A 24,816-nucleotide genomic window follows, 5' to 3' on the forward strand; every position below is an offset into this window, starting at 1 on the left:
TGCTTATTGTGGTATCAATTTATCTTCCTCATTCTCTGCAGGTGGATCAGGAGGAAGCAATGCGTTCGATGAATAATTCGGAGCCGAAAGAGGCGTCAACTTAATAGGAGGTGCTACCCCACTTGTTGCATAAAAATCACGCTCAGGCTCTGTTAAATGAATATAGGCGATTAATAATCCAAAAATGCAATTCAGTAACAGAGAAATAATTAACGCAATCAGCCCGCGTCTGTATGAGTTAACATAGAAATTCTTACTGCTTTTTATTACTTCCCATGCTTCACGACTCATTCTTTCCCCTATGCCACAGCTCTTCTGAAAGTAATTTCTACTCGCGCATTTATTGAATTATCACCGCCTTTAGTGTATCCAATAATAGGTTTATCACTACCTAATCCTTGTGTAAAGATAAAACGGCTATCTACTCCTTGAGACCATAGGTATTCACTAACGACTCGCGATCTGGCTAAAGTCAATGCATGCTCTCTTCTTGGCGATACATATTTATTACTGTAACTGGCTACATTAATGGCAATTTTACGAAATTGTATTAGAAATGCGGCAACTTCATTTAATAATGGATAAGACTTCCATTTTAGATGTGGTGTTTCGGATTCAAACAAATAGCTCGCAGGAATGCTGATCATATAATCCTGACCAATAGTAATTACTTTAACCCCTTTTCTATTTAGTTTTTTAGCAAGCTTCATGATGGTAGCATCACAGGCACCAAGAACTTTACATGGATATTTGGGCTCGTCTTTCTCCATTGCCCAATAATCACCGTTACAGGCGGTCAACGTCAATAAGGCAATCAATCCAACAGCCTGAATTAGATTAATACGTACTGATCTCACTCACATTCCTCATATTTCAAATGACCACTAAAATGATTCTGACTGTAGTTCTATTGTGTGTTCCATCTTTAAGAAAAACATACAAATCATTACGTTACAATGAATTAAATAAAATAGCTATTTTTTTAAAAATTTATTTATTGCTTTACATTTTTTTGAGTAAAAACAAAGCGCTCAGGTTTATTTTTTCACAAAAATACATAAGACAATAAAGCACTTCATTTGCCGATTTCAAGAGCGTTGTCTTCTAAAAAAGTGAGGGTTTTCTTAAGCGTCTACATATAAAGACGTTAGCCATGAATACACATGGCTAATATCTTTTGAGGGATATAATGGTGTTGACGATAAAAATACACAGTGAAAGGATAGGTTATTCTTCACCTTTGTTCTTCGCATTTTCACGTTCGCTTGCAATTTTTGCTGATAAGGTTTTTACCAAGTCAGTTAACTCATCTGGAGCAATAACATCTCTCTCTTCAGGTGGATAGCTGGTTGCCAATTGGAAGTCCTTAATAAGTTCATTTGCAACTGTACCAGCATACTTATCCTTGGCTCCGGCTAAACGTTCAATATTCATCATCTGATTACGTGTTTCGTTAATAGGTAGCAATGACTCAGAAAATGCGGCCTTATCGCTAACTAAAATTGGAGGATCCCCTGGGCGTTCTCGCAAAGGACTAAATATCGTTAATGCCCCTTCAACTTCTTCTTCAATTAAATCCTCAACAGGCTCTGGCTCATTATGACCATGGAACGCAATTAAAGCAGAAACACCACGTTCTATAGGCTCTTCTATAGGGGATTCACGTAATAACTTGGAAATAAGGGTAATTTCTTCGCTTTCTGCTGTTTTATTAATTGATAAATCGCCACTTTCCAAAATTGTCTGAAATGAGGCCAATTGCTTTTGTAACCTCATTAAATAATCGTCTGGCGGAGCTTCTACTTTTAAAAATTGATTTAACTTTAATTTCTTAACAGGTTTAGGATTCGCATAAAACATACGAGCACGAACGATTTTTGACTTGAAGAAGATATGAGCTTCACCTTCAGTTTGTTCTTTTAGATCCAATAGGTCAACACGAGCTCTCTTTTCAAACGAAGAACTTTTACTGTCCATGTACGTATTGGCAATACTGGTGTCTTTAGCTTGAAATGAATCCACTTTAGTTACATAAGCCTCACCTGCTGTTTTGGTGAAGAAATCCCAAGTTTCTGTAGGATCTTCCAATTTCATACATATTTTAATGTTTGTGTTTGCACCGATAGATGCAGCTTCTTCTTTAGATGCTTTCTGGAATGCAGGTAAATCTTGCCCTGCAAAAATTGCGGAGAATCCAAGAGAGCGCGCTTGCGCAGGAACCACTGCAAAGCCTTGAACTGCATAATACCCATACTCATCAAGGATACACATATAAGGTGTCGGTGCATTGGTTGGCTTTCTCAAGATTACATCTCGATAATCCCCTTCAACATCCTCCCCCAAACCTGCTGCCATCATTGCTTTTAATGAAGAAACAATAATTTTGCCAAGGTTAGATAACTCATCAGGAGATTTTTCTAAAGCAGGTAACAGTACGACCAAAATCCTTCGATTCAATACCACATCCTTAAAATCTACCTCAGCGAGATTGGTACGAACAATATGTCCATAAGTATCGGCCAAGGATGAAAATGCTCTTACCAGCTGCATAGTAATAAAACCGTGTTGTTCCAAAACTTGTGATACTTGCTTTCCTTTTTTCTCTTTGTTGTAACCAGGCAAGGTGCCTAAGTAGTTACGTAAAGGGTCTGTAACCAATTTTGGAATCTGCTCAATGTTCACACTTTCTTGATTATCACGCGGGAAGATTTTATCAACAACAATAGTTTCTAATCGGGTTAAATCAAAATAGTTACGGATGGTATCTGCATCCAAAAGTATTGCTCCCTCATCACGCATATAAACTAGAAGGCGCATTAAGGCTTCTACGAAAGCGATAGCACGGCCCTTCCACATGTCACCGTCTCCGCCTCCTTTTGAATCACCCATCAAACTCACTACAAGCTGGGTTAACATACTGGAAGAACCTTGAGAGAAGGGATTAAATGTATTAGACAGCCTTCTTTCTTGAGGACCAATAATATCTCGCGCACCAGTCATAAAGTTAATCAGAAGCAAATCGTCTTCACGCCCCATGCTCCTGACCATGGAAAAAACCTTAGCATAGAGTGAGTTATCACCTTTACCATCTACATAAATAAAACCACTACCTTGTACTAAAGCATTAAAAGCAAGGGAAACCAAACATTCTGTTTTACCGCTACCGGTTGAGCCAAAGATTAACGCATGGGTACGCATATCATCATTAGCAAACCATAGTTCGTGCCCTGTTTTACGATCATTACCAAAAAAAGCGATTCCACGAGCCATATTAGGCTTGTTAACGCCTGGCTTCATATCGTTGTAATCTTTTACTCGCGAAATAAGAGGAAGACGGAAAGGTAATTTTTGCTTCCGAGTATAACTGTAAAGAAAACTTCCAGCACCTACAAGCATCAAGAACGTTGCAGCCTCGGAGAAATAATAGGACATTGCCGATAAGGTAAACAGTATAATCGAAATATTCGTTGGATCAGCGAAGAAATCAGCCAACCTCTGTGTCAAAGTCCGCGTATCCCTAAGTAAGAGGGTAGGATCTAACTCATGACGTGAATCAATACCGCGCATCATGGCTCTAACTCCTGCATTTGTCGGGGTGTTAACTTAACTTCTTTTATAGCAATTTCTAAAGCTTTAATCGCCTCATCTATCATAGGCACCAAAGAACGCCGACCCATTTCTTTCTCTGCTTTCCAATGAGCGAACGGGCCTGCAACTTCTGAAAATGGTGTTTGTCTACCAACACAATTGAGCATATACCATAAACGCCTATCAACGGGTCTTAACCATAAAAATTCAGAGCTCGGAACAACCCCATCATCCCGGGCTTTTTCAAGTAATGAAGCCATTACACTTAAAGTATAGGCATGTTTTGTAACAACTTCCTGGATAATTTCTGTGTTTTTATATTTTTCTATTGTGGGCCTGGCTACACTATAATCGGGTTTTCCTGCAACATAAGATCGGTCTAACGTCGCTAAAATATTGTTGGCCGCATCCCTATCTCGATTAATACGAGCAATAAATACAGCCGCTAATGCATAAGCTTGTGGTGAACAATGCTCAAAACCATCCCAATATGGGCCTAATTGTAGAGTAAAAACGCGTTTTGCATCTCCTCTTCGTATTCCGGCTGTCATCTCTTGTCCAGGTACCGGATCGTCTAATAACATATCTTCTTTTTTTAATAAATTGTATTTGCGCGCAAATTCCATCGGCGTGAGAGCCATTGCCCAAGGACCTTGATTTATATCTTGATCTACTAAATCTTCTTTAACTATAGGCATAATTGCAGGCCAGTTAAATTGCTCCTGTTCACGTAATTTTTTCATATCATAAACTTTACGGAATTTTAGGGTGATATTTGACTGATACAAAAGAACTGCCAGAACAAGGAGGACAAGAACCACGGGATAGCGCATGAAATCGCCCACAGCACGTGTTGTCTCTACCAGCTGATCCCAATTTACTGCATTGGGATCTATTGTTTGCATGATTTGAATTAAACTCGCTAGTTGCTCATTATGAACAAAAAAATTAACAAGTTTTGCTTGCCAGATGTTAATTTGAAAAACAAACATTACAATATACTGATGTCCCATTTTCCAAATAAGAAACACAGTAATAAATAATAGTACCATCACCCATATTGGGCCCATGCCACTATCTTGACCTTGTTGTTGCGGTTGTTGTGCCATTGGCGATTACTTCAAAATAGTTCGTTTCTTTTAAGTATATACTGCTCTAGGATATTTTTGCGAGAGATTCGCAAGCAATACTTTCATGGCAACAAAGAAATATGTAAAAACAGAATCACTGTTCTTTGATCAAACGCCCACGTGAATATTTATAATGGCCGCTTAGATGAACAAAACGGGTAATATTATCAACATTTAAAGCCCTATCTTTTAACGTAAGTAAAGGACTACCTAATTTGTCCATCAGGGTTTTATCAGCAGAAAGATGAATAATATCCGTTTCATTTATGTAAATAGCAACATAACCCTCATTCTGTTTGTTTTCTTTTGATTTGATTAAAGCTTGTACTTGCTCTTCGTTTGCATAGATAGGACGAGAAATCATTTGTCGAGGCAAATTGGCGATTATCCTTTCCCAAGACTGAAGATTGGATCCATCTGAAGAATATAAAGAAACAAAAACCTCTTGCTGACCGCTTCTTAAAGCAAGACGATTGGCTAAATGTGCATCTGCTTGAATTTGTGCCTGACTGCGCTCATTAATTTTTTTAGCAAAATTATCACGAATTCCGATTAAACGATTGCCAATTGACCTTAGAAAATTTGATTTATCCCAAGGTCCATTTTGAATTGCATAATCCAATGCTTTAAGTATTGCATCGTTATGCTCTTTAGTGAAAGTATTTTTTTCCATAAATCCAGAGTTAATTTTAAGAATAAAACGTTCTGCAAAAAATCAGTGCAGTATTATGGAGTATAACAGTAATTTCGATTATATAAAAAAGATTAAACCCACAAAGAGAGCAAAATCTCTTTGTGGGGTGTTGCAAAAAAATGATTAAATTTTCCTAGATGATCCTAAACTCAGCGCCCTGAACCCATTCCAAAGCGACTCTCTTCACCATGCTCATTTTCTTGAGTGGTTATTTCTTGAGATTGCTGCTTAACTGCTTGAAGTTGTTCCTTAGCACTAGGAGTTTGTTGCTTCGCTTCTTGAGTTTGTAGCACCTCTTGCGGCAACGCAGCAGGGCCTTGGTCATGTACCTTAAGTACAACATCTATGAGCGCCTTTGCCTCAGTAAAAGCAGATACATCACCACCTCTTTGATTTATCGCTGACTCCATTTTTTCAATAGGGCCTGTGCATTCAGTAGTAAGCTTGCTCTTTAAATCTTGCCCACCTTGCTCGTGCTTAAAAAATCCCATAACATTACCCCTAAACCATAAAATCTTTAATTACCCTAAGTCTATCAAAATCAATTATAAATGCATCCAAAATTACCATTACTTACGATTTCTTTACAATATATTTTAATAAAACACATTTAGTCATACATCAACTCATCCAACGGGGTATAATCGCGACTTGGCCCACCTTGAATTAGCTCATTTAATACATCAGTCATACACAACAACCGTAAAACATTAGGTGTTACTTCATCAAAAACGACTCGGAGTCCTAACAAGGCTCCTTCTGCCTCATCAAATGTAGCTCCTAAGCCATACCCAAGACATAAAGAACACAATTGATCGGCTCGTTTCGCAATTGCTGGTAACAAACCTGTATCGGCAAAAACCTCCTCATAACTCACAAATCTATCATTAAGATAAAATTTTGCATTTAAACTTGCGGCTATAACTGACATGCATTTACTAATATCACGTTCCATACTATCGCCACCACGGTTTTGAAGACTTAATCGGCCCTGCTAAAGTACTCCTTATCCACCTTAAAAATACCGGGACTGTAAAACCGTAATGTTCAATGATGCCAAAAAAAACTGCAGAGATTAAAACCAGTATTCCTGTCCAAATCCTAATATGCATTAGAAATAAAAAAATAGGGAACGCGGCTCGAGCATCAACTATAAAAAAACGAGCGCTTCGAGCGGAATCCCGCCAATGTGCAGTTTCAGCAAATCCTGCCATATTTAAGCCTCAAAAAAATAATACTCTTTCTAAAAAGTATATACCTAAATGTGGGCTTTAGCATCGTTGTTTTTAGTAAAATTAATAATATTTTTTACAACTATTTGTTCTTTTAATAAACATTATGCTTATGATTTAACACTCGAAACATAGCCCTCTTCAGCAGGAAGAGGGCTTAATGATTACGGATGATTGCTTATTTTTAATACGGATGACCACAAAATTATTTTTTATCCATCGGAGAATATCCTTTTGAAAAGGATGGCCCTAAAATGTTATTTAGGACTTTTTTCATTTCTAACTCCTCAGATGGCTTTGCCGAGGGTACTAACTGAGGTACAGTAAATTCTTGTTCAACCTCCTCTGTTTCCTGCGAGACTTCCTTAAGACGGGAATTACTTTGTCCAGCAGCCAGTTTTCCTAACATTTTAGAAGTACTGTATTGACTCATCTGAACTCCTCTTATCACACCTATAATACTAAGTTAGCATAAACAACTTAAGAAATTATTAACACAATTATTTTTTTTATAAAAAATACTATTGAGTAGTGAGACTATTTTACGTTATGTTAAAACTGCCTATAAGAAAATAGGTTCAATTATCATTTATGGATGAATGCAATTGCTCACCTGACAGAAAGAGTCAGAGCGATTGAGAAACGATAGAGTCTAGGTTCCATGAGGCTCTGGAAAAGGAGGAAATATGGCTAAAGGTGAAGTGAAATGGTTTAATAACGCCAAAGGTTGGGGGTTTATTATTCCAGAAAATGGTGGTGATGATATTTTTGTTCATTTCTCATCGATTCATGGTACTGGTTATAAAACATTAGTTCCCGGACAAATAGTCAATTATGATGTAGAACACGGTGACAAAGGTCTACACGCAGCTAATGTAATTGTGCTCAATGAAAATGCTGAGGTTGAAACGGCTTAATGCAATTAACGCAGTATCATCGTGGTGCTGCGTCCATAAGCCATAGCAGAATAAATTTTGAACAAATACTGAATTAAAAACCGTCTTCATGTATGATGGCCTTATTCTATTTAAGGTCAGTAAATTGCTGATGAAGCGTGGTTTATTACTTATAAATCTTGGTACCCCTAACAATACAGATACTTCATCTGTCAGGAGCTATTTGCGCGAATTTCTTACCGATAAGCGAGTCATCGATCTCCCTGCCTTGCTTCGCTATATATTGGTCTATATGTTTATTTTGCCTTTCCGCTCAAAACGTTCTGCCCGTGCTTACCAATCCATATGGACTGAACAGGGTTCCCCTTTACTTTTACATAGCCAGAATTTAGTGAACGAGGTGCAAAAAAAAGTGGGATCAGAACACGTAATTGCTCTTGGCATGCGTTATGGGAACCCTTCTATCGCCCATGCTTTAAATCAGTTAAAGCATTGCGAATCCATCACTATCCTGCCGTTATATCCGCAATATTCCTCAGCGGCTAATGGATCATCCATTGCTGAAGCCATGCGTATTCTCAGCTCTTGGGATCTTGTCCCATCAATCAAAATCATAAGTGATTTTTTTCAACATCCAGCGTACCTTAAAGCACAAGCTCAAACCATTAAAACTTATCTTCAAGAGCAAACACATGTTCTCTTTAGTTATCACGGAATTCCTGAGCGCCAAATTACAAAAGGAAGTTGCAAATCAATTTGTGCTGAATCTTGTCCTGCTTTAACTGATAACATTCAGAAATGTTATAGAGCCCAATGCCATCAGAGTAGTCGTTTATTAGCAAGCGAACTGGGCTTATCTACGAGTAATTACAGCACAGCGTTTCAATCAAGATTGGGTAAAACACCATGGATAAGGCCTTATACTGATCACATTCTTGCTGAATTGATTGCTAAAGGGATTAAAAAATTAGTTATTGTTTGTCCTTCTTTTGTTGCTGACTGTTTGGAAACACTGGAAGAAATAGGCATACGCCTTAAAAAACAATGGATAACTCTTGGTGGTGAAGAATTAACTATCGTTCCCAGTATGAATAGTGATCCTTTATGGATAAAAGCCATAATCGCAATGGCGCAAATGCAATCCGATTCTCAATTTAGGAGTATTTCGTGAATCTGCAATTAATCACCGCCAAAATTCGCAATACCCTATGTTCCAAATATAAAATTATTGGATTATCGAGCATACTTTTTACTGTCTTAGGCATATATTATTTATTTTATTATCACGCAAAAACTTCTCCTCCCCCAGCTCCTAAAATAGTCGAAACAGTAACTGTAACACCGACTACAATTGAAAAAACAATAAGGCTCATAGGAACCATCCGCCCCAAACATGCAACTGTCCTTGTTGCCAAAGGGTCTGGTATGCTTGACACACTCATCAGTTCAGGACAAACAGTCAAAAAAGGGGATTTAATTGCTAAAATAATTAATCCAGATATTGAACGAAGCTACCAACTCTCTAAAGAAACAGAACAACTGGAAAACACTCAATACCAACGTTTTAAAAATTTACAAAAACCAGGATTTGTGAGTGCAAGAGAGGTTGAAGAGAAAAAAAGAATCTGGATCGACTCACAAAAAGAAAAAGCAAGAACCAAAATCGAACTCAAAAACATGCGTTTTTATGCACCATTTGACGGCGTAATTGGAGCATTTAAAATTAAGGAAGGAGCACAAGTCACCGAAGGTGCGCCTGTAGTGACCATTTATGATCCTAACTCATTAATCGTTGAAATTGATGTTCCTTGTACTAATAATCACTCAATTAAAGAAAACCAACCAATTTATATATTGAACAAACTTTATCATTTAAATCATGTACAAAAAATGATAGATGATGAAACACATATGTGCCCTGCGGACGTCGATATTCAATGCACTCACTGCCTAGTTGGTGCTAGCGTATCCAGTCTGCTCGTAGTGAATAAAAAAACAGGAGCATTAGTCATTCCAACACAAGCCTTATTTCTCAAACAAGGCAAAACACATGTTTATAAGGTAGTTAATAAAAAAATAGAACTTGTTGCTGTCAAAACAGGGATACAAGAAAAAGATAAGGTAGAAATTATTTCAGGATTAAAATCCGGGGAACAAATAGTAAGTAAGAGCCCGGAGCGGTTATATCCAGGACTGGAAGTATCAATTTATAAAGGTTAGCTAGCCTGTTATGAAATTTACAAGCTATTTTTTAAAACATCCAGTGATTGCAATTATTCTTAATAGCATGATCCTGCTCTTGGGAATATTATGTTCTCATTCATTATCCCTGAGAGAATATCCCAATATCAGTTTTCCGGTCATTACAGTGAATACTTCGTACCCTAATGCCAGTCCTGAATTGGTTGAGTCTGTGGTCACTAATGTGCTTGAGGATCAACTTGCTGGCGTAGAAGGATTGGAGTTAATGACTTCACGTTCTAATCCAGAAAATTCATACATTACTTTACGCTTTCGCCCAGGGGCTTCAATGGACAAAGCACTAAATGCCACCCATGAGGCTGCACGCTTGGCACAAGCACAACTTCCACCAACAGTAAAAGCACCGATAATCGAGCGCCAGCGACAAGCAGACGGCTTACCTTTTATAGGTATTGCTCTGGAGTCCTCTTCTTTAAATTTCGGCGAATTGACCCATTATGCCAATTTGAATCTAAAAAATGTTTTCCGAAGTCTTAAAGGAGTCGCCTCAGTTGATGTGTGGGGACAACCCTTTACTTATTCCATTAAATTAGATCAAAAGAAATTATATGCATTTGGAATTAATGTCGATGAGGTAGCCAATGCAATTGCCAATAACCGCTTATCTTTACCTGCTGGTAATTATCAAAACAAAATCCCTACTACACTCGATTTTGAATTAAAAACTTCTGAAAACTATGAAAATCTGATTATCAAAACCCAAAACCATTATCCTGTCTTTCTTAAGTCTTTAGCTCGAATTCAATTAACTACAGACAATAATCAATTCCGAGTGAAGGTCAATGGTCATTCAGGTTTGGTGCTGGCTATTAACCGTGCGAATGACGCAAATCCCATCGAAGTATCCCAAAGTGTGCGCAAGGAGTTGGATGCTTTAAAAAAAGGTTTGCCCGATGACATTAAAACTAAAATCATTATTGATCAATCCGAATTCATTAAAGCATCTCTTAAAAACATCCAATCTTCTATTCTTGAATCTATCTTCTTAGTCTTAGTCATTATTTTTATCTTTTTGCGGAATATACGCGCCACAATAATTCCCTTAATTGCAATTCCGATTTCACTTTTAGGTTCTTTATTATTTTTGAAAATTGCGGGCTTTACTATAAATCAAATGACTCTTCTAGCTATGGTATTGGCCGTTGGTTTGGTTGTAGATGACGCCATTATTGTTCTTGAGAATATATGGCGTCATATTGAAGATGATTTATCCCCCATGGATGCAGCACTTAAAGGATCAAAGCAAATAAGTTTTGCCATCGTTGCCATGACTTTAACTTTAACTAGCGTTTATGCACCTATCGCTTTAATTGATGGCATGATTGGTCAATTATTTATCGAATTTGCAGTTGCGCTGGCAGGCAGTGTATTCATTTCAGGAATAGTTGCTCTGACGCTCTCTCCTTTGATGTGTGCAACATTCCTCCATAAAAATACAAAACATTTATGGCCCGCCATAGATAGATTCCTAAGTAAACTAGCCCAGTATTACTATAAGTTGCTGAGTATCATTATTTATCGAAAAAAAACCACGCTTCTTATACTCCTCCTATCACTTAGCCTGAGTTTGCTCTTTTATAAAGTGATACCAGGTGAAACAGCACCAAAAGAAGATCGCGGTTTAGTAGGAATCTATACTCCGCCTGTATCTGGAGATAACTTAGATACGCTGGAAGCCAATACAAAACGCATCCAACAGTCCATAGGTAAAGTCCCCGAAGCAAAAAATACGTTAACCTTTTTAGGAAATTGGGGTAGTAGCATCGTCATGCCTTTAGAAGCTCATAAACAAAGAAATCGTTCTGCAGAGCAAATTGTCAATTCATTAAAACCTAAAACAGAGCAATTACCTTCAGTCGATGCCTCAGTCTGGAGCTGGGATTCTGGATTACCTGGAGTAGAGGATGCTCGCAATAATTCAGAATTGGAGCTTGTCATTTCCACCACTGAAAATTTCCGACAGTTATTTGATGCAACAGAGTATTTAAAAAAAATACTGGATCAAAGCAAAGCATTCGCCTCTACGCGCTATGACTTACGTCTTGACTCCATGGGATACTCTGTAAATATAGATAAAAATGCCTTAGCTCAGCTCGGATTAACTCCCGCACAATTGGCTAAAACAATTGAGGTTTTTTTCAGCGGTGATAAATCCATGTCTTTTCAAAAAGATGGCGTATCTTATAACCTAACTTTAGAGGGCTCTTCTAAGCCCTGGACTTTAAATGAGCTTTATCTTACAACCCCCTCTGGAAAGCATGTTTCTTTAGGCGCAGTGGCTCAAATGAAAAGACGTGCACAACCGACTGCATTGGAACATGTTAATCAAATGCGCGCTACAACTTTATATGCCCAATTACCTGAACAGCAATCCTTTAAGAAAGGAATGAATCAACTCTTGAAACTGGCAAAAGAAAATCTTCCCAACCAATACAAATTGAGTTGGGCAGGCGCTGCCAAAGCATATAATGAATCATCGCACACCATGGTTTTGTTATTCGCTTTAGCGATACTTTTTATTTACGCCATTCTTGCAGCACAATTTGAGAATTTTGTTTACCCGTTCATTATTCTGTTCACTGTGCCCTTAGCTTGTTTTGGCGCTTTGCTTTTTGCTTACTTATTTGGCCAATCCCTAAATATTTTTACCCAAATTGGTCTGGTCACTTTAGTAGGATTAATCAGTAAGCATGGCATTTTGATTGTAGAATTTGCCAACCAATTACAAAAAGAAGGCTTTAGCTTAGCAGAGGCGATAAAAAAATCGTGCTCATTAAGGTTACGTCCTATTCTCATGACTACTGGTGCCATGGTTTTTGGTGCTATCCCCTTGGTGCTCTCACATGATGCTGGAGCGGAAGCCAGGCATGCTATAGGTACCGTGCTTATTGGGGGTTTATGCATAGGTACCTTGTTTACTTTATTTGTACTTCCTGCCGTTTACTTCATGATCTCAAAAATAATAAAAAAAACTGGGAAGAAATAAGAAAATGGGGACAATCATTATGACATATGGTCAGATCGATTATACCATGTCAAAATTAAAACTCATCGATCCGAGATTCGGGCATTTGACCATGCATTTACTTTTTGATTTTGATGGAACGCTAGTAGATAGTTATGATTGCGTCATTGAAGCAACGAATTTATTAGCGGAACAATTTAAGTATAGGAAGATAAAAGAACATGAAATCGAACATCTGCGCAATCTTTCTTCAAGAGAGTTAATCAATTTTTTAGGGGTGTCCTTTTACAAAATACCTTCACTAATTCGACAAATTAGACATCTTTTACACGATCAAATGGCAAATATGAAACCAGTTGCCCACATTGTCGCAATATTAGAGATTTTTTATAAGGCTGGATGTCCTTTAGGTATTTTAACCTCCAATTCGATTGATAATGTTCTTATATGGCTAGAGATGCATCAAATTCATCATTTTTTTAGTTTTATCCATGACGAATCGAATTGTTTTTCTAAACGACATTTACTGAAAAAGACGCTAAAGAAATACAAAATTGATAAAAGCAAAGTTTTTTACATAGGTGACGAAACTCGAGATATTGAAGCTGCAAAAAGAAATAATATCCAGTCAATTGCTGTTACTTGGGGCTATAACTCAGAGAAAGTTCTATTGCACCAGCCAACTTATCTGGCGAAACACCCTGAAGATCTATTAACTATCTGCTTGCACAGCCAAGATCTAGCCCCTTAAGTGACCTTTACAAATTTACATCTGGTTTTCACTTTGTTATTGAAGCAGACTAACGCCCCTGATTTTTAAAATTATATTAGAAAAAGATCAGTGAAACTCCAGATTCCATCTCGCTACATCCATCCTAATAAGTACTCCTTGAATTTTCCTATACTCTGCTGAGCTAATTTAAGGTACTATAAAAGTTTGTCTTTTAATAGGGAGATTACTTTGAAAAGGATATGTTTTTTAATGATTTTTTTTGTTTCTCAAGCAATAAGCTCTGTATTTAGTCTAGAAGATGTCCAAAAACTGAGACAGCATTTTTTTGCAAATATTCAATCGAATGGTGCAATAGTTGCCGCGCCCTCCAAACAAAATCCAGATTATTATTATGATTGGATCCGCGACTCTGCGATTGCCATGGGTCTGATTGAAACATGGTATGAATCATCTCAGGCATTTGGATATAAAGAACGTTTATTTAACTATGTTTCCTGGACCCAAAAGCTTCAACACCAGCAGGATCCATCACCAGGTCAAGATATCCTGGGAGAGCCTAAATTTTATATTGATGGCTATCCTTTTGAAGGTCCTTGGGGAAGACCGCAAAATGACGGTCCAGCCTTAAGAGCCTCGGTTCTAATTCGTTTTGCCCAGCAATTATTAGATAATAATGAAACAGAGTATGTTCAAACTAATTTGTATAATAACAATCTGGATCCGCACTCAATGGGCGTAATTAAAATGGATTTAGAGTACACTGCGCATCATTGGTCTGATAAAAATTATGATCTTTGGGAAGAGGTTTTTGGACATCATTTTTTTACCGCTATGGCACAGCAGAAAGCGCTCTTTGAAGGTGCGGCTCTTGCTCGCCGTCTCAACGATAATGAAGCTGCAGTTTATTATGAACAGCAAGCAAGGTTAATCAATACACGTCTGAATCAGCATTTAGATCCAGATCATAAGACAATCCAAGCAACGCTTTTACCCCATCCTGGCCCCCAAAAAACTTTAGAACTTGATTCCTCAGTAATTTTGGGTATTTTATTGAATCCGCAAAAGAATGGGGATTTGTCTCCTGGTAGTGCCTATGTCCAAAACACAGTAAAAGCCTTATATGCTCAGTTTGATTCAATGTTCCCAATCAATAATAAACATTCGGGGGAAATTTTGTTTGGCCGCTATCCTGGAGACACTTATGATGGATACCAGACCAACAGTATAGGTAACCCTTGGTTTATTTTAACTGCTACTATGGCTGAATATCACTATACCCTCGCTAATAATTTACCGTTAATAAATCAAAGCGAAATCGCCAAAAATATTCAAGCTGGGGATAATTACTTAAAACTTGTAAAAAAATATGCTCCGGATATGAAATTAAGCGAACAAATTAATTTAAATACTGGAATACAACAAGGAGCACCTTCGCTTACTTGGAGTTATGTAGCTGTTTTACGTGCTATTGAGCTAAGAGATAAACTAACAAGTAAATTGAAACATTCCTCACTAGAAATTGATAACTAAACGTTCCTCTAGGGTGTGTGATTTCAGGAGTCCACTGACAAGCCCATAGAGGACTCGCGAATTTCCCCACTTCCTACGTACTACGCTTTATGCGCGGTATCCAGAACGATGCTTTGATTGCACTATTTGATTCTATTACAAGGCAAGAGCTACTGGATACCGCGTATAAAACGCGGTACGTAGGGAGATTTATCTTAGGTAGAAGCCAAATAGGATGATTCTTTTTTACTAAGGTCTTCAGTAGCAGGTATCTCTTCACGCCCTAATAAACGTAACGATTTACCAGACATAATGTAATTCTCTATTTGTTCCAGACTGATGCCCTTTGTCTCCGGCATATAAAAGTAGGTATACATGAGTCCTAAAAGGCAAATCACTGCATATAAAGCAAATGTATATTCAATACCCATCATTTTCTCCAAAAGCGGGAAACTAAAAATGACTACGGTATTAAAAGTCCAGTTACTCATTGCAGAGAACCCCATTCCGGCGCCACGCACATGCAGAGGAAATATTTCTGCCATTGCAATATGCGGTATTGGCCCTACACTCACTGCAAAAGAAAAAATATAAAGAATTAAACACGCAACTGACAAAAAAGGAAGCCAAACAACTTGATATAATGAGAACACGCATAAAGCCAGCAAACTGAACAACATACCAGAAAAACCATACAGCAATAGGTTACGGCGCCCTACTTTATCAACACTAAGTATCGCGATGACAGTTACCAATAAATTAACCACACCAATGCCAATCGTTGCCAATATTTGTCCTGTAATACTGTTCATCCCTAAATTTTTAAAAATTTCAGGTGCAAAGTAGATAATTACATTAATTCCACTTAATTGTTGTAAACAAAATAACATAGTACCCAGCATCAAAACTGCCAATAAAGGGCTCTTGAATAACAATAGCCAACTTCCCTTTTTAGGTTCATTTGCCAAGGTCATTTCGATATCCGTCAACTCATGTTGGATTGAATGACTTTTACGGAGTTTTTTTAAAGCTTTAGATGCTGCATCACGACGCCCTACGCTGCATAACCATCTGGGTGATTCTGGCATGAGTAAAATTCCAATACTTAAAACCAGGGCTGGAATGGCGCTTGAAGCAAACATGGCACGCCAATCATTATTCTCAAGAAACAAGTAATTGACTGAATAAGCACAGACGATTCCTACAGTCATTGCCAATTGATAAATGGCAACCACAGCTCCTCTTGTTTTATAAGTTGCTGTTTCAGCCAAATATAAAGGCGCCATGACTGAAGCCATGCCAATTGCCAGACCAAGAACTAAGCGAGAGATAACGAGTACCGCAATAGAATCAGCGAACCCTGCTCCTAATGCACCAAAAAAGAACAATATTCCAGCAAAAGACAATAAAGTTCGGCGGCCGAAACGTTTGGCTCCCTTTGATGCCGTAACCGCACCAATCAGCATGGAACCAAACAGCGCACCAAAAGGCAAGGCTGATGCCATTACGCCAATATGTGTCGCTGTTAAATTAAAATGATTTTTGACCAATTCCAAAGAGCCGGCAATGATCCCCTCATCATAACCAAACAAAAAACCAGCAACCGACCCAATAATTGCAACAATCCATGTCATATTTTAACTCTCCTTGCTCAATAATTCGAAAATTCGACATAAAACGCATATTCCTGTGAGCTATCCATTGTATTTTTTAATTTTATATACTGTGCTTGGACTTCACTGTTTTCAGCGAATCACCTAATCCCATCCTTTTACACTTTGACGCACAGCAAAAGATAAATCAGTAATTAATGACCAATTCCCTTTTTTAGTTGCTTCCTCGGGCACAATCCAAGATCCTCCAACACACGAAACATTAGGAAGTGCCAAATAATCAGAAAAATTCATTTCATTAATACCACCAGTTGGACAAAATTTTGCTTGGGGAAAAGGTCCATGCATTGCACGCAACATATTGACTCCCCCTACAGCTGCTGCGGGGAAAAACTTAAAATGGGTATATCCCAAAATTAATCCTTCCATCAACTCAGAAACACTGGATATACCAGGAATTAAAGGAATGCGCGAAGTAACCCCAGCAGTTAGTAAAGCCTGGGTTTTCCCAGGACTTAGTGCAAATTTTGCACCGAGATCTGCAACCTGATTTAATTGTTCTGGCGTAGTTACAGTACCCACACCAATTAAAGCGTCAGGGAAGGTTTTTATCAGTAATTTAACCGCATCCAAAGCGATTGGTGTTCTCAGTGCAACTTCGATTACATGAATACCCCCTGCAAACAATGCAGTAGCCAAAGGTACAGCATGCTCTATTTCTTTAATTACCACTACCGGAATTATAGGTGATGTACTAAATACAATTTCCGGTTGCACCCTCCAATTTGGAAAAGACATAAACCTCTCCTTGTCGTCACTGTAGTCTGGATATAGTGTGACCCGATTAGCGCTCTAATAGCGGGGGATTCTTTATTTTTTATCTAGACCACGATTGCTTTAAATAAACTGCAGCCCCTAATATTCCTGGCTGCTCGGCAGTAATCACATAAGTTGGGATTTTTGCATTAAATGCTTTAAAACGACCTTTTTCTTCAAAACGCGATCTAAAATCACTACGCCCCAGCAATGAAATGAGTCGAGGCACAATACCACCAGCAATATAAATCCCGCCAAAAGCTGCAAAAATTAATGCCAAGTCCCCTGCATAAGAGCCTAGAATTGCAAAAAATTGCGCTACTGTCGCTTGGGCAATAGTACATTGTTGTGCTAAGGCCAAAGTAATAATTTCTGATGCAGGCGCATACACTTTTTCTTGCTGATGGAAAGCACCTAGTGCTTGATATAAATTTTCCAAACCATGGCCTGACAATAAGCGCTCATAGGATACATGCTCATATTTTTTTTTCAGATAACAATAAATAAACCACTCCTGCTCTGTTTTTGCACCCCAACTCATATGCCCGCCTTCCCCTGCTTGGACAAAATATCCTTCTTGATTTGATGCAAGGAATGCAACCCCCAGTCCTGTTCCTGCCCCCAATACTGCTTTTGCACCATTTTTATCTGCTATACCGCCTCCTATCTGGAGTAATTGTTGCTCTGACAAGACAGGCAAGCTCATGGCAATCGCACTAAAGTCATTTAAAACCTTAAGTTCTGTCAAATCTAATTTATGCTTTAATTCACTGGTTGAAAAGCGCCAATGGGCATTAGTCATACAAATAACATCATCAAGCACTGGGCACGCAATCGCCAAAGCGACCTGCTTTATTTCATCTAATTGGTGTTGTGCCTTATAAGCTAATAAAGCTGACTCCAGACTGTCGTATGCGGCACATGAATAAATTTCAATTTTATCCATTATCAAATTTTCTAAATTAACACGACTGAAACGTGCAAAAGTTCCACCAATATCAGCAACGATTGCATAAGATTTTAAAGCATCAAAAATCATAACAAGACTCTTTTCCCTGAAACAAACTACACGCTCCCTGCTCAGCCCCTGTAAACTGTGATCTTAAACTGGTAAACAGTTCTCGGCCCATCCCCCGATGAAATTCCACTTCATTTAAAACAGCGCTGCTTCTTAGCCCCAATTCATAATCAGAAACTAATAATTGCAATATACCCTGTTCCGCATCAATTAAAATCATGTCTCCGGTTTCAATACGAGATAACACTTCATTATCTATTGCCTCAGGTGTAACATGAATCGCCGCAGGAACCTTACCTGAAGCGCCGGACATGCGTCCATCCGTTACTAAAGCAACTTGGTAGCCTTTATCCATCAGCACCCCAAGCTTGGGTGTTAATTGATGTAATTCAGGCATTCCACAGGCTTTAGGCCCCTGAAAGCGAAGTACAACCACACAATCTTGCTCCAAAATACCTTTTTGAAACATCTGCTCAAATTCTTCTTGGCTGGAACAAACCACTGCCGGAGCCTTAATCTTACTTTTTCCCACAGCAAGACCTGAGGTCTTAATTACAGCACGCCCTATGTTTCCGCTTAATACTTGCAAGCCCCCTTGAGCCTTAAAGGGAGTTTTAGTTGAAGTTAATACGCTCTCATCATTTGAAACAGAGGGTCCAGAAATCCATAGTAATCGCTCATTATCCAATAAGGGTTGTTGCGTATATCGTTGCAAACCATAGCCTATCACTGTATGCACGTCTTCATGTACTAATTGAGCATCCAATAATGCGTGAATAAAATATGCCATCCCGCCAGCTCGTTGAAAATGATTGATGTCCGCATATCCATTAGGATAAATTTTGGCAATTAAGGGAGTTACTGCAGACAATTGAGCAAAATCATCCCAGTTGATCGAATAACCCGCCATGGCTGCTATCGCAATTAGGTGCATTGTATGATTGGTTGAACCACCTGATGCTAATAATGCAACGATGCCATTAACAATATTTTTAACATCCATAAGCTGGCCTATGGGTAAATAATCTTCACCCAAATCAGTTAAAGAAAGAATTTGTTGTGCCGCAGCCCAGGTTAATGCATCGCGCAACGGCGTGCCAGGATTGATAAACGAAGAGCCAGGAAGTTGTAATCCCATAGTTTCAATAATTAATTGATTGGAATTCGCCGTACCATAAAATGTACATGTTCCAGGAGAATGGTATGAGCCCGCTTCTGCCTCAAGCAAAGCGTTTTTATCTGCCTTTCCTACAGCATACAATTGGCGGATACGTGCTTTTTCCTGATTTGATATGCCCGATGGCATAGGGCCAGCAGGAATAAAAATAAATGGCAAATGCCCAAAGCTCAAAGCCGCCATCAATAAGCCGGGAACAATTTTATCGCAAATCCCCAGCATAAGGCCGCCATCAAACATATTATGCGACAAACCTATAGCCGCTGACATGGCAATTACATCACGACTTAACAAGCTTAACTCCATTCCTATTTGGCCCTGGGTAATGCCGTCACACATTGCGGGCACACCTCCTGCAAATTGTGCTACACCCCCAGCAGCAGAAATAGCTTCCTTGATTAAAGATGGATAATCCCCATAAGGTTGATGTGCTGAAAGCATGTCGTTATAGGCAGAAATAATAGCTATATTTGCTTTGCTCATACCGCTCAGATTTGCTTTATCCAACTTCGCACATGCAGCAAAGCCATGTGCTAAATTACCGCAGTGCAGAAGACTGCGCTGAGGGCCTTTCATACGCAATTTTTCTATATGTTTCAGGTACGAATCTCTGTTATGCGCGCTACGCTCACGGATACGATCTGTAACTTGAGCTACAACCGGATGCATTCTTTTTCCTTAAGGTGCATACATCACCTGAACATTAGTACTAAAGTTATTTAAAAAAGCACTAACTGGCATAATCATAGGATCGTGCTCTGCCATTGCTTGATGCAATACAGTCAATTTTTTCTGACCTAACAAATGAAAAAAAATCGTGCGGCTTTTTAATAGTCTTTTTTTGGACAAACTTATTCGCTGGTGGGGGGCAGTCTTCGGACTGACGAGAACTACTGCCGCAGCATGATCATCCATCCCCATTGCAAGCTCGTCAGCGCAAGGAAATAAAGAGGCAATATGTCCATCCTCGCCCATCCCTAAAACAACCGCATCAAAAGTGGGTAAAGAAGCAATTATATGCTCGGTTTGCTCTAGAGTATGACCTTCTTTATATAAACTCAAAAAATGAGCTTTAGATGCATGGTGCTGGAGTAAAAAATGTCGAACTAACCGTTCATTTCTATCTGGATTATCAACAGAGACACAACGCTCATCGGTTAAAGTTACAGTGATTTTATCCCAGGGAATATGTGTTTTGGCCAGAGCCTTGAATAAATCAATAGGAGTCTTTCCACCTGAAACGACCAAATAAGCGTGACCACGATGTTCTATGGCCTCACAGAGAATCTGCTTGAGCTGGCTAACCAAGTCATCGGTTAATAAAGAGGCTTCACTAAAACTACGTAACAGCATTTTGTTCACCCCATACGTGTGCTTTGCCATTATATAAACGCATTAACTCCAAAGGTCCCCAAGTGCCCGATGGATAAGTATAGAGAGGGGTATCTTGTCTTTCCCATGCTTGCTCAATTTCATCAATCCATTTCCACGCTTGCTCTACTTCTTCACGGCTGACAAAGAGATATTGATGACCTAACATCACTTCCAGCAATAAGCGCTCATATGCATCAGCAATTCTTTGTGAATTGAATAAGTGATTGAAATTTAAATCCAACTTACTGTCTCTTAATTGCATGCTTTCACTAAGGCCAGGAATTTTATTCATCATTCGCAGCTCAACGCCTTCATCAGGTTGCAAACGGATGATGAGCTGATTAGGAGAGAGTTCTTGTTTGAATTGTTTAAAAATATTGTAAGGTTGGGATTTAAAGTAAATGACCACTTCACTCTGTTTTTTTGATAATCGCTTACCTGTTAATAAATAAAAAGGAACACCAGACCAGCGCCAATTATCTATATATGCTTTAATTGCAACAAAAGTTTCCGTAGTTGACCCTTTTTGCGCACCTTCTTCATTGAGATATCCAGGTATTTGTTGTCCTTTAATCATGCTTCCCACGTATTGAGCCCGCACGGTATGTTCATGAACATGAGCATCAGAAATAGGCCGTAATGACTTTAACACTTTTAACTTTTCACTACGAATACATTCAGCAGATAAGCTCATTGGCGGTTCCATTGCCAAAAGAGCCAATATTTGTAATAAATGATTTTGCAGCATATCCCTTACTTGACCTGATTTATCATAATAAGCCCACCGTCCTTCAACGCCTACTTCTTCTGCAACAGTAATTTCAACCTTTTCAATTGCTTGATTATCCCAATTTGAGGAAAAAATCGCATTGGCAAAGCGCAGCACTAGAAGATTCAATACGGTTTCTTTACCCAAATAATGATCAATTCGATAAATCTGATCTTCAGCAAAAAAGTGAGCAACTTCATTATTAATTGCAATAGATGAAGGCAAATCATGACCAATTGGTTTTTCTAAAACAACACGCGACGGTTGCTTGGTTAACCCAATGCTTGAAAGGCCCTGGCAGGTTTGCGTATACAATGAAGGGGGAATCGCAAAATATGAAATCGTAATTCGCTCTGCAAGATTTACATAATCCATTATTTTTGCATAATCTTCAGGCTTTGTAAGATCGATCGGGCAATAGGCCATCCTTTGCATAAGACGTGACCAAACCTGCTCTTCCAGTTCCTCACCAATAAACATTTGTATTTTAGATTTTATTAATCCGGCGCAGTCCGTAAATGTTAATGGGTCACGCGCACATCCAATAATACGTGTATTTGCATGAAGCAAATGAGCGCGTTCTAACTGGTACAAAGCAGGAAATAATTTACGACAAGAAAGATCCCCTAAGGCACCGAATATAATTAAATCACAAGGATACTTTACAGCAACTTCTTCGATCATGTTTATCCTAAACAATCATCTTTTGAGGTTCAATACTAAATTGAAAGACAGTACAGATCAACTCCAATCACATTATTGAGAAGCAGTGACAAGTTGCATAAAAAAGTTCAATGCGCTGAATTTTCAGGGCGATCATTGCAAAACCTTTTTTTTATGCTATATGAAATAATAAGATAAACGTTCGCTTCTGCCTGATATCCAATGGCTTAGCTGTGGAGCGATGACTTAGATGAGTAATTTGCATGTACTTACCTTAACTAAATCATTATTAGGAGAAGCAGATGCTTAATAAGAGATTTTCAGAAAGACTTAATAAAGAGCTTGATAATATTGGTGCACCAGAATCAAGTGCGGAGCGCATTGAAGTACTGTCAAAGCTGGTTAAGATTCCCAAATTTAAAGCAGAAGCATTACTTAACGGCGCAACCAGCCCAGATGAAAAGCTGCTCAACGCATTAGCACAAGAATTCGAAGTCAGTGCTGATTGGTTAGTCGGTAAGAGCGATTCATCCCATTAATAAATATGTCGTTAGTACTCGCATAGAATATATATTGGCTATAATTAAAGCAAAAATAGCAGTAATTTATGGGATATTGTATTATGCAAGCACTAATAGATTCTTCAACCGTAACTTCATTACAGCAACAAATCGGAAAATACGACGCTGAAGGGCCATTTTGTATTGGCTGGGACGCGCAGCACGAGTTATATAAAGGAATAAATGATTATGACGACATGCATCTGCAGAAAGCCCGAAACTATCAATCAGCTTATAAGGAAAAAGGCAGTTTTTTTGATGCGATAGACTCCCAATTTTTTAGAAAAAAATTCATAGAATATATTCAGACGCATCCCTTCCCTGAATACGAAGGAGACCCTGAGACAAGAGCAACCCATCCGGAAGAAGCAACCACAAATATGCTAAAATTTCTTGGCAAACAAGGACTTGAATTATTCCATCTGGCTTTGGAAGAAGAAATGCATAGCAAAGAATTCAGGGATGCGGTAGTCATTCAATCAACTTCTCATTTTGAGGGTCCTAAATGGGAAGAGCGGCCTGTAGTCATCGTTGCAGGCCCTTCAGGATCTGGAAAATCATATGCTGCTAAAGCAGCAGTGGAAAAAGCGAATCAATTTTTATCAGTTAGTTCTAATGATCTAAGTGGAAATTATGTTGTTGCTGCTGATGGAGGAGTTATCCGCGAAGTGTCACAAATGCGCAAACTCGTCATTCAATTAGCTAATAATCAGGGATATACCGGGATAAAAGATTTACATGATCAGTGTAAAATTTTGGACAAAGTAAAAAAAAGAGTGCGTAAAGCAGCTTTTCTAACCCCAGACTTAGGGGTAGTGATTCCAGAGACATTTTCCCAATGGAATAATCCGTTGAGCAATATTAAAAGTTTAATGAAAAAAATTGAGCGGTTGGATAATACAAAACAGATTTTTACACGTGTAGAAGGCCATGATCCTGCTAATTTTCGAAAAGTTGTTTCCTTTATGGGCTCCAGAAGAGCCTGGAAAACAAAAGATTTTGACCCTCAAGAATTAGATTTGAATAAAAAAGGACTAGCAGAGTCCAAAGAGTATAACTCATTTGGATTTTCCTTCGGTGACAGTGGATCAAAAGATGCAGAAGCTTGGTATATGAAACATAGTAAAGACAAGTTGCACATGATTATAACCAATGACTTGATCCTGTTAAAACCCGATTCCGCACAACCAGGAAACTGGGTTGCTGCAGAACAAGGCGACGAGGGTGCACGTCTATTCCCTGAGAGCCTTTATAAACAATGGGAACAATTACAACACAAACCTGATCTGATCGACTATTGTAAATTAAATCCCCAAACTCTAATTGCAACCTCTGCCCACCTAGACTTTGCTATAGCAAAAAATATGGTTCTGGAAAGAATTGGGGCATGCCATAAAAAAATAGAGAAAACAATGAACCAAGAGCCGCGTGATGAAGATCGTCTTCGTTTTCTACAAGCAAGACTTGATTTATTAGAAACACTTGCTCAGTTTCCAACGGAGAGCTTGGAAAATTATGATGAAATACAGAAAATGAAACGTCATATTGAAAATCGAATTCTGGTTATAAAAGACGAGCTTGGAGATACCTGGCCAAGCATTTTTACCAAAAAAACAGTGAGAGCATTAGATGAGTTTACAGCTGCCTTGGATAAAGCAGCTCATTCTATTGAGAACACCCCAATTTATTATGTAAGTCTTGCAGATACTTCTTCGATCTTTAAAAATAAATATAACCAAGCTATAAATAAGAGTTCGAATGAAGAAGTGGGCGACCAAGATGAAGAAGGCACTGGGATATATCCAACAGCTTAAAAC

At 38.5% G+C, this 24,816-nt stretch carries 23 protein-coding genes; 8 read left to right on the plus strand and 15 right to left on the minus strand.

Features of this window, described 5'->3' with window-relative positions; all coding sequences use genetic code 11:
• Positions 1-3 precede the first annotated feature (3 nt).
• The 9 genes from icmM to A8O27_RS07270 all read right to left on the minus strand — a co-directional run bounded on the left by icmM (position 4) and on the right by A8O27_RS07270 (position 7,077).
• A complete protein-coding gene (gene icmM / locus A8O27_RS07230) occupies positions 4-291 on the minus strand; it encodes a type IVB secretion system protein IcmM/DotJ (protein ID WP_058458698.1) in 288 nt (95 codons plus the stop codon).
• 8 nt (positions 292-299) lie between these two features.
• The gene (icmN, locus tag A8O27_RS07235; protein ID WP_058458699.1) at positions 300-857 is read right to left on the minus strand and encodes a type IVB secretion system protein IcmN/DotK; all 558 of its coding nucleotides are present in this window, start codon (positions 855-857) and stop codon (positions 300-302) included.
• A gap of 370 nt (positions 858-1,227) precedes the next feature.
• On the minus strand, positions 1,228-3,570 hold the full coding sequence (locus A8O27_RS07240) for a TraM recognition domain-containing protein (protein ID WP_058458700.1): 2,343 nt from the start codon (positions 3,568-3,570) through the stop codon (positions 1,228-1,230).
• Positions 3,567-4,697, minus strand: a complete 1,131-nt coding sequence (icmP, locus tag A8O27_RS07245) for a type IVB secretion system coupling complex protein DotM/IcmP (RefSeq protein ID WP_058458701.1) — start codon at positions 4,695-4,697, stop codon at positions 3,567-3,569. Before icmP ends, A8O27_RS07240 begins: the two co-directional genes overlap by 4 nt.
• 115 nt (positions 4,698-4,812) lie before the next feature.
• Positions 4,813-5,391 carry a Dot/Icm secretion system protein IcmQ gene (gene icmQ / locus A8O27_RS07250; protein ID WP_058458702.1) on the minus strand — a complete coding sequence of 193 codons (579 nt, stop codon included), beginning with the start codon at positions 5,389-5,391 and terminating at the stop codon, positions 4,813-4,815.
• A 170-nt stretch (positions 5,392-5,561) separates the two neighbouring features.
• Positions 5,562-5,903 (minus strand): hypothetical protein, encoded by a 342-nt coding sequence (locus tag A8O27_RS07255; RefSeq protein ID WP_058458703.1) that lies wholly within the window; start codon positions 5,901-5,903, stop codon positions 5,562-5,564.
• Positions 5,904-6,022: 119 nt separating this feature from the next.
• Positions 6,023-6,367 (minus strand): type IV secretion IcmS family protein, encoded by a 345-nt coding sequence (locus A8O27_RS07260; protein WP_019233476.1) that lies wholly within the window; start codon positions 6,365-6,367, stop codon positions 6,023-6,025.
• A 1-nt stretch (position 6,368) separates the two neighbouring features.
• Positions 6,369-6,626, minus strand: coding sequence for an IcmT/TraK family protein (gene icmT / locus A8O27_RS07265; RefSeq protein WP_058458704.1), 258 nt, complete (start codon positions 6,624-6,626; stop codon positions 6,369-6,371).
• A 223-nt stretch (positions 6,627-6,849) separates the two neighbouring features.
• Complete coding sequence (locus A8O27_RS07270) at positions 6,850-7,077, minus strand: hypothetical protein (RefSeq protein WP_058458705.1); 228 nt, start codon at positions 7,075-7,077, stop codon at positions 6,850-6,852.
• Positions 7,078-7,330: 253 nt separating this feature from the next.
• Between A8O27_RS07270 and A8O27_RS07275 the strand changes: the two genes are divergently transcribed.
• The 6 genes from A8O27_RS07275 (at position 7,331) to A8O27_RS07300 (ending at position 15,030) form a co-directional block, all read left to right on the plus strand.
• Entirely contained in the window at positions 7,331-7,561 is a 231-nt protein-coding gene (locus tag A8O27_RS07275) for a cold-shock protein (protein WP_058458706.1), read from the plus strand.
• Positions 7,562-7,691: 130 nt separating this feature from the next.
• Positions 7,692-8,711, plus strand: a complete 1,020-nt coding sequence (hemH, locus tag A8O27_RS07280) for a ferrochelatase (protein WP_058458811.1) — start codon at positions 7,692-7,694, stop codon at positions 8,709-8,711.
• Complete coding sequence (locus A8O27_RS07285; RefSeq protein WP_058458707.1) at positions 8,708-9,760, plus strand: efflux RND transporter periplasmic adaptor subunit; 1,053 nt, start codon at positions 8,708-8,710, stop codon at positions 9,758-9,760. The genes hemH and A8O27_RS07285 overlap by 4 nt, the downstream gene beginning before the upstream one ends.
• 10 nt (positions 9,761-9,770) lie before the next feature.
• Positions 9,771-12,788: an efflux RND transporter permease subunit gene (locus A8O27_RS07290; protein ID WP_058458708.1), complete on the plus strand. Its 3,018-nt coding sequence runs from the start codon at positions 9,771-9,773 to the stop codon at positions 12,786-12,788.
• Between the two features lie 19 nt (positions 12,789-12,807).
• Positions 12,808-13,518 carry an HAD hydrolase-like protein gene (locus tag A8O27_RS07295; RefSeq protein WP_235810480.1) on the plus strand — a complete coding sequence of 237 codons (711 nt, stop codon included), beginning with the start codon at positions 12,808-12,810 and terminating at the stop codon, positions 13,516-13,518.
• Positions 13,519-13,749: 231 nt separating this feature from the next.
• Positions 13,750-15,030: a glycoside hydrolase family 15 protein gene (locus A8O27_RS07300; RefSeq protein ID WP_058458709.1), complete on the plus strand. Its 1,281-nt coding sequence runs from the start codon at positions 13,750-13,752 to the stop codon at positions 15,028-15,030.
• Between the two features lie 194 nt (positions 15,031-15,224).
• Here the strand turns inward: A8O27_RS07300 and A8O27_RS07305 are convergent, their stop codons facing one another.
• The 6 genes from A8O27_RS07305 to zwf form a co-directional block, all read right to left on the minus strand.
• Positions 15,225-16,643, minus strand: a complete 1,419-nt coding sequence (locus tag A8O27_RS07305) for a sugar porter family MFS transporter (protein WP_058458710.1) — start codon at positions 16,641-16,643, stop codon at positions 15,225-15,227.
• Between the two features lie 123 nt (positions 16,644-16,766).
• Positions 16,767-17,420, minus strand: coding sequence for a bifunctional 4-hydroxy-2-oxoglutarate aldolase/2-dehydro-3-deoxy-phosphogluconate aldolase (locus A8O27_RS07310; RefSeq protein WP_058458711.1), 654 nt, complete (start codon positions 17,418-17,420; stop codon positions 16,767-16,769).
• Positions 17,421-17,499: 79 nt separating this feature from the next.
• Complete coding sequence (gene glk / locus A8O27_RS07315) at positions 17,500-18,477, minus strand: glucokinase (protein ID WP_058458712.1); 978 nt, start codon at positions 18,475-18,477, stop codon at positions 17,500-17,502.
• Positions 18,467-20,302 (minus strand): phosphogluconate dehydratase, encoded by a 1,836-nt coding sequence (edd, locus tag A8O27_RS07320; protein WP_058458713.1) that lies wholly within the window; start codon positions 20,300-20,302, stop codon positions 18,467-18,469. Before edd ends, glk begins: the two co-directional genes overlap by 11 nt.
• 9 nt (positions 20,303-20,311) lie before the next feature.
• A complete protein-coding gene (pgl, locus tag A8O27_RS07325; protein ID WP_058458714.1) occupies positions 20,312-20,986 on the minus strand; it encodes a 6-phosphogluconolactonase in 675 nt (224 codons plus the stop codon).
• Entirely contained in the window at positions 20,973-22,460 is a 1,488-nt protein-coding gene (gene zwf, locus A8O27_RS07330) for a glucose-6-phosphate dehydrogenase (protein ID WP_058458715.1), read from the minus strand. The genes pgl and zwf overlap by 14 nt, the downstream gene beginning before the upstream one ends.
• Positions 22,461-22,741: 281 nt before the next feature.
• Here zwf and A8O27_RS07335 point away from each other — a divergent pair, with 281 nt between their 5' ends.
• A complete protein-coding gene (locus tag A8O27_RS07335; protein ID WP_058458716.1) occupies positions 22,742-22,978 on the plus strand; it encodes a hypothetical protein in 237 nt (78 codons plus the stop codon).
• A gap of 83 nt (positions 22,979-23,061) precedes the next feature.
• Positions 23,062-24,813, plus strand: coding sequence for a P-loop NTPase family protein (locus tag A8O27_RS07340; protein WP_058458717.1), 1,752 nt, complete (start codon positions 23,062-23,064; stop codon positions 24,811-24,813).
• Positions 24,814-24,816 lie beyond the last annotated feature (3 nt).

The sequence above is a fragment of the Legionella bozemanae genome (assembly GCF_001648595.1).
Lineage (GTDB): Bacteria > Pseudomonadota > Gammaproteobacteria > Legionellales > Legionellaceae > Legionella > Legionella bozemanae.

Bases quoted from the DNA above. Each gene is read 5' to 3' on its own strand.
- pgl (WP_058458714.1), bottom strand. From the start codon at position 20,986: ATGCTGTTACGTAGTTTTAGTGAAGCCTCTTTATTAACCGATGACTTG.
- A8O27_RS07260 (WP_019233476.1), bottom strand. From the start codon at position 6,367: ATGGAACGTGATATTAGTAAATGCATGTCAGTTATAGCCGCAAGTTTA.
- icmP (WP_058458701.1), bottom strand. From the start codon at position 4,697: ATGGCACAACAACCGCAACAACAAGGTCAAGATAGTGGCATGGGCCCA.
- A8O27_RS07295 (WP_235810480.1), top strand. From the start codon at position 12,808: ATGACATATGGTCAGATCGATTATACCATGTCAAAATTAAAACTCATC.
- edd (WP_058458713.1), bottom strand. From the start codon at position 20,302: ATGCATCCGGTTGTAGCTCAAGTTACAGATCGTATCCGTGAGCGTAGC.
- A8O27_RS07300 (WP_058458709.1), top strand. From the start codon at position 13,750: ATGATTTTTTTTGTTTCTCAAGCAATAAGCTCTGTATTTAGTCTAGAA.
- zwf (WP_058458715.1), bottom strand. From the start codon at position 22,460: ATGATCGAAGAAGTTGCTGTAAAGTATCCTTGTGATTTAATTATATTC.
- icmT (WP_058458704.1), bottom strand. From the start codon at position 6,626: ATGGCAGGATTTGCTGAAACTGCACATTGGCGGGATTCCGCTCGAAGC.
- icmM (WP_058458698.1), bottom strand. From the start codon at position 291: ATGAGTCGTGAAGCATGGGAAGTAATAAAAAGCAGTAAGAATTTCTAT.
- A8O27_RS07305 (WP_058458710.1), bottom strand. From the start codon at position 16,643: ATGACATGGATTGTTGCAATTATTGGGTCGGTTGCTGGTTTTTTGTTT.
- A8O27_RS07255 (WP_058458703.1), bottom strand. From the start codon at position 5,903: ATGGGATTTTTTAAGCACGAGCAAGGTGGGCAAGATTTAAAGAGCAAG.
- A8O27_RS07310 (WP_058458711.1), bottom strand. From the start codon at position 17,420: ATGTCTTTTCCAAATTGGAGGGTGCAACCGGAAATTGTATTTAGTACA.
- glk (WP_058458712.1), bottom strand. From the start codon at position 18,477: ATGATTTTTGATGCTTTAAAATCTTATGCAATCGTTGCTGATATTGGT.
- A8O27_RS07270 (WP_058458705.1), bottom strand. From the start codon at position 7,077: ATGAGTCAATACAGTACTTCTAAAATGTTAGGAAAACTGGCTGCTGGA.
- A8O27_RS07335 (WP_058458716.1), top strand. From the start codon at position 22,742: ATGCTTAATAAGAGATTTTCAGAAAGACTTAATAAAGAGCTTGATAAT.
- icmQ (WP_058458702.1), bottom strand. From the start codon at position 5,391: ATGGAAAAAAATACTTTCACTAAAGAGCATAACGATGCAATACTTAAA.
- A8O27_RS07275 (WP_058458706.1), top strand. From the start codon at position 7,331: ATGGCTAAAGGTGAAGTGAAATGGTTTAATAACGCCAAAGGTTGGGGG.
- A8O27_RS07290 (WP_058458708.1), top strand. From the start codon at position 9,771: ATGAAATTTACAAGCTATTTTTTAAAACATCCAGTGATTGCAATTATT.
- A8O27_RS07340 (WP_058458717.1), top strand. From the start codon at position 23,062: ATGCAAGCACTAATAGATTCTTCAACCGTAACTTCATTACAGCAACAA.
- hemH (WP_058458811.1), top strand. From the start codon at position 7,692: ATGAAGCGTGGTTTATTACTTATAAATCTTGGTACCCCTAACAATACA.
- A8O27_RS07240 (WP_058458700.1), bottom strand. From the start codon at position 3,570: ATGATGCGCGGTATTGATTCACGTCATGAGTTAGATCCTACCCTCTTA.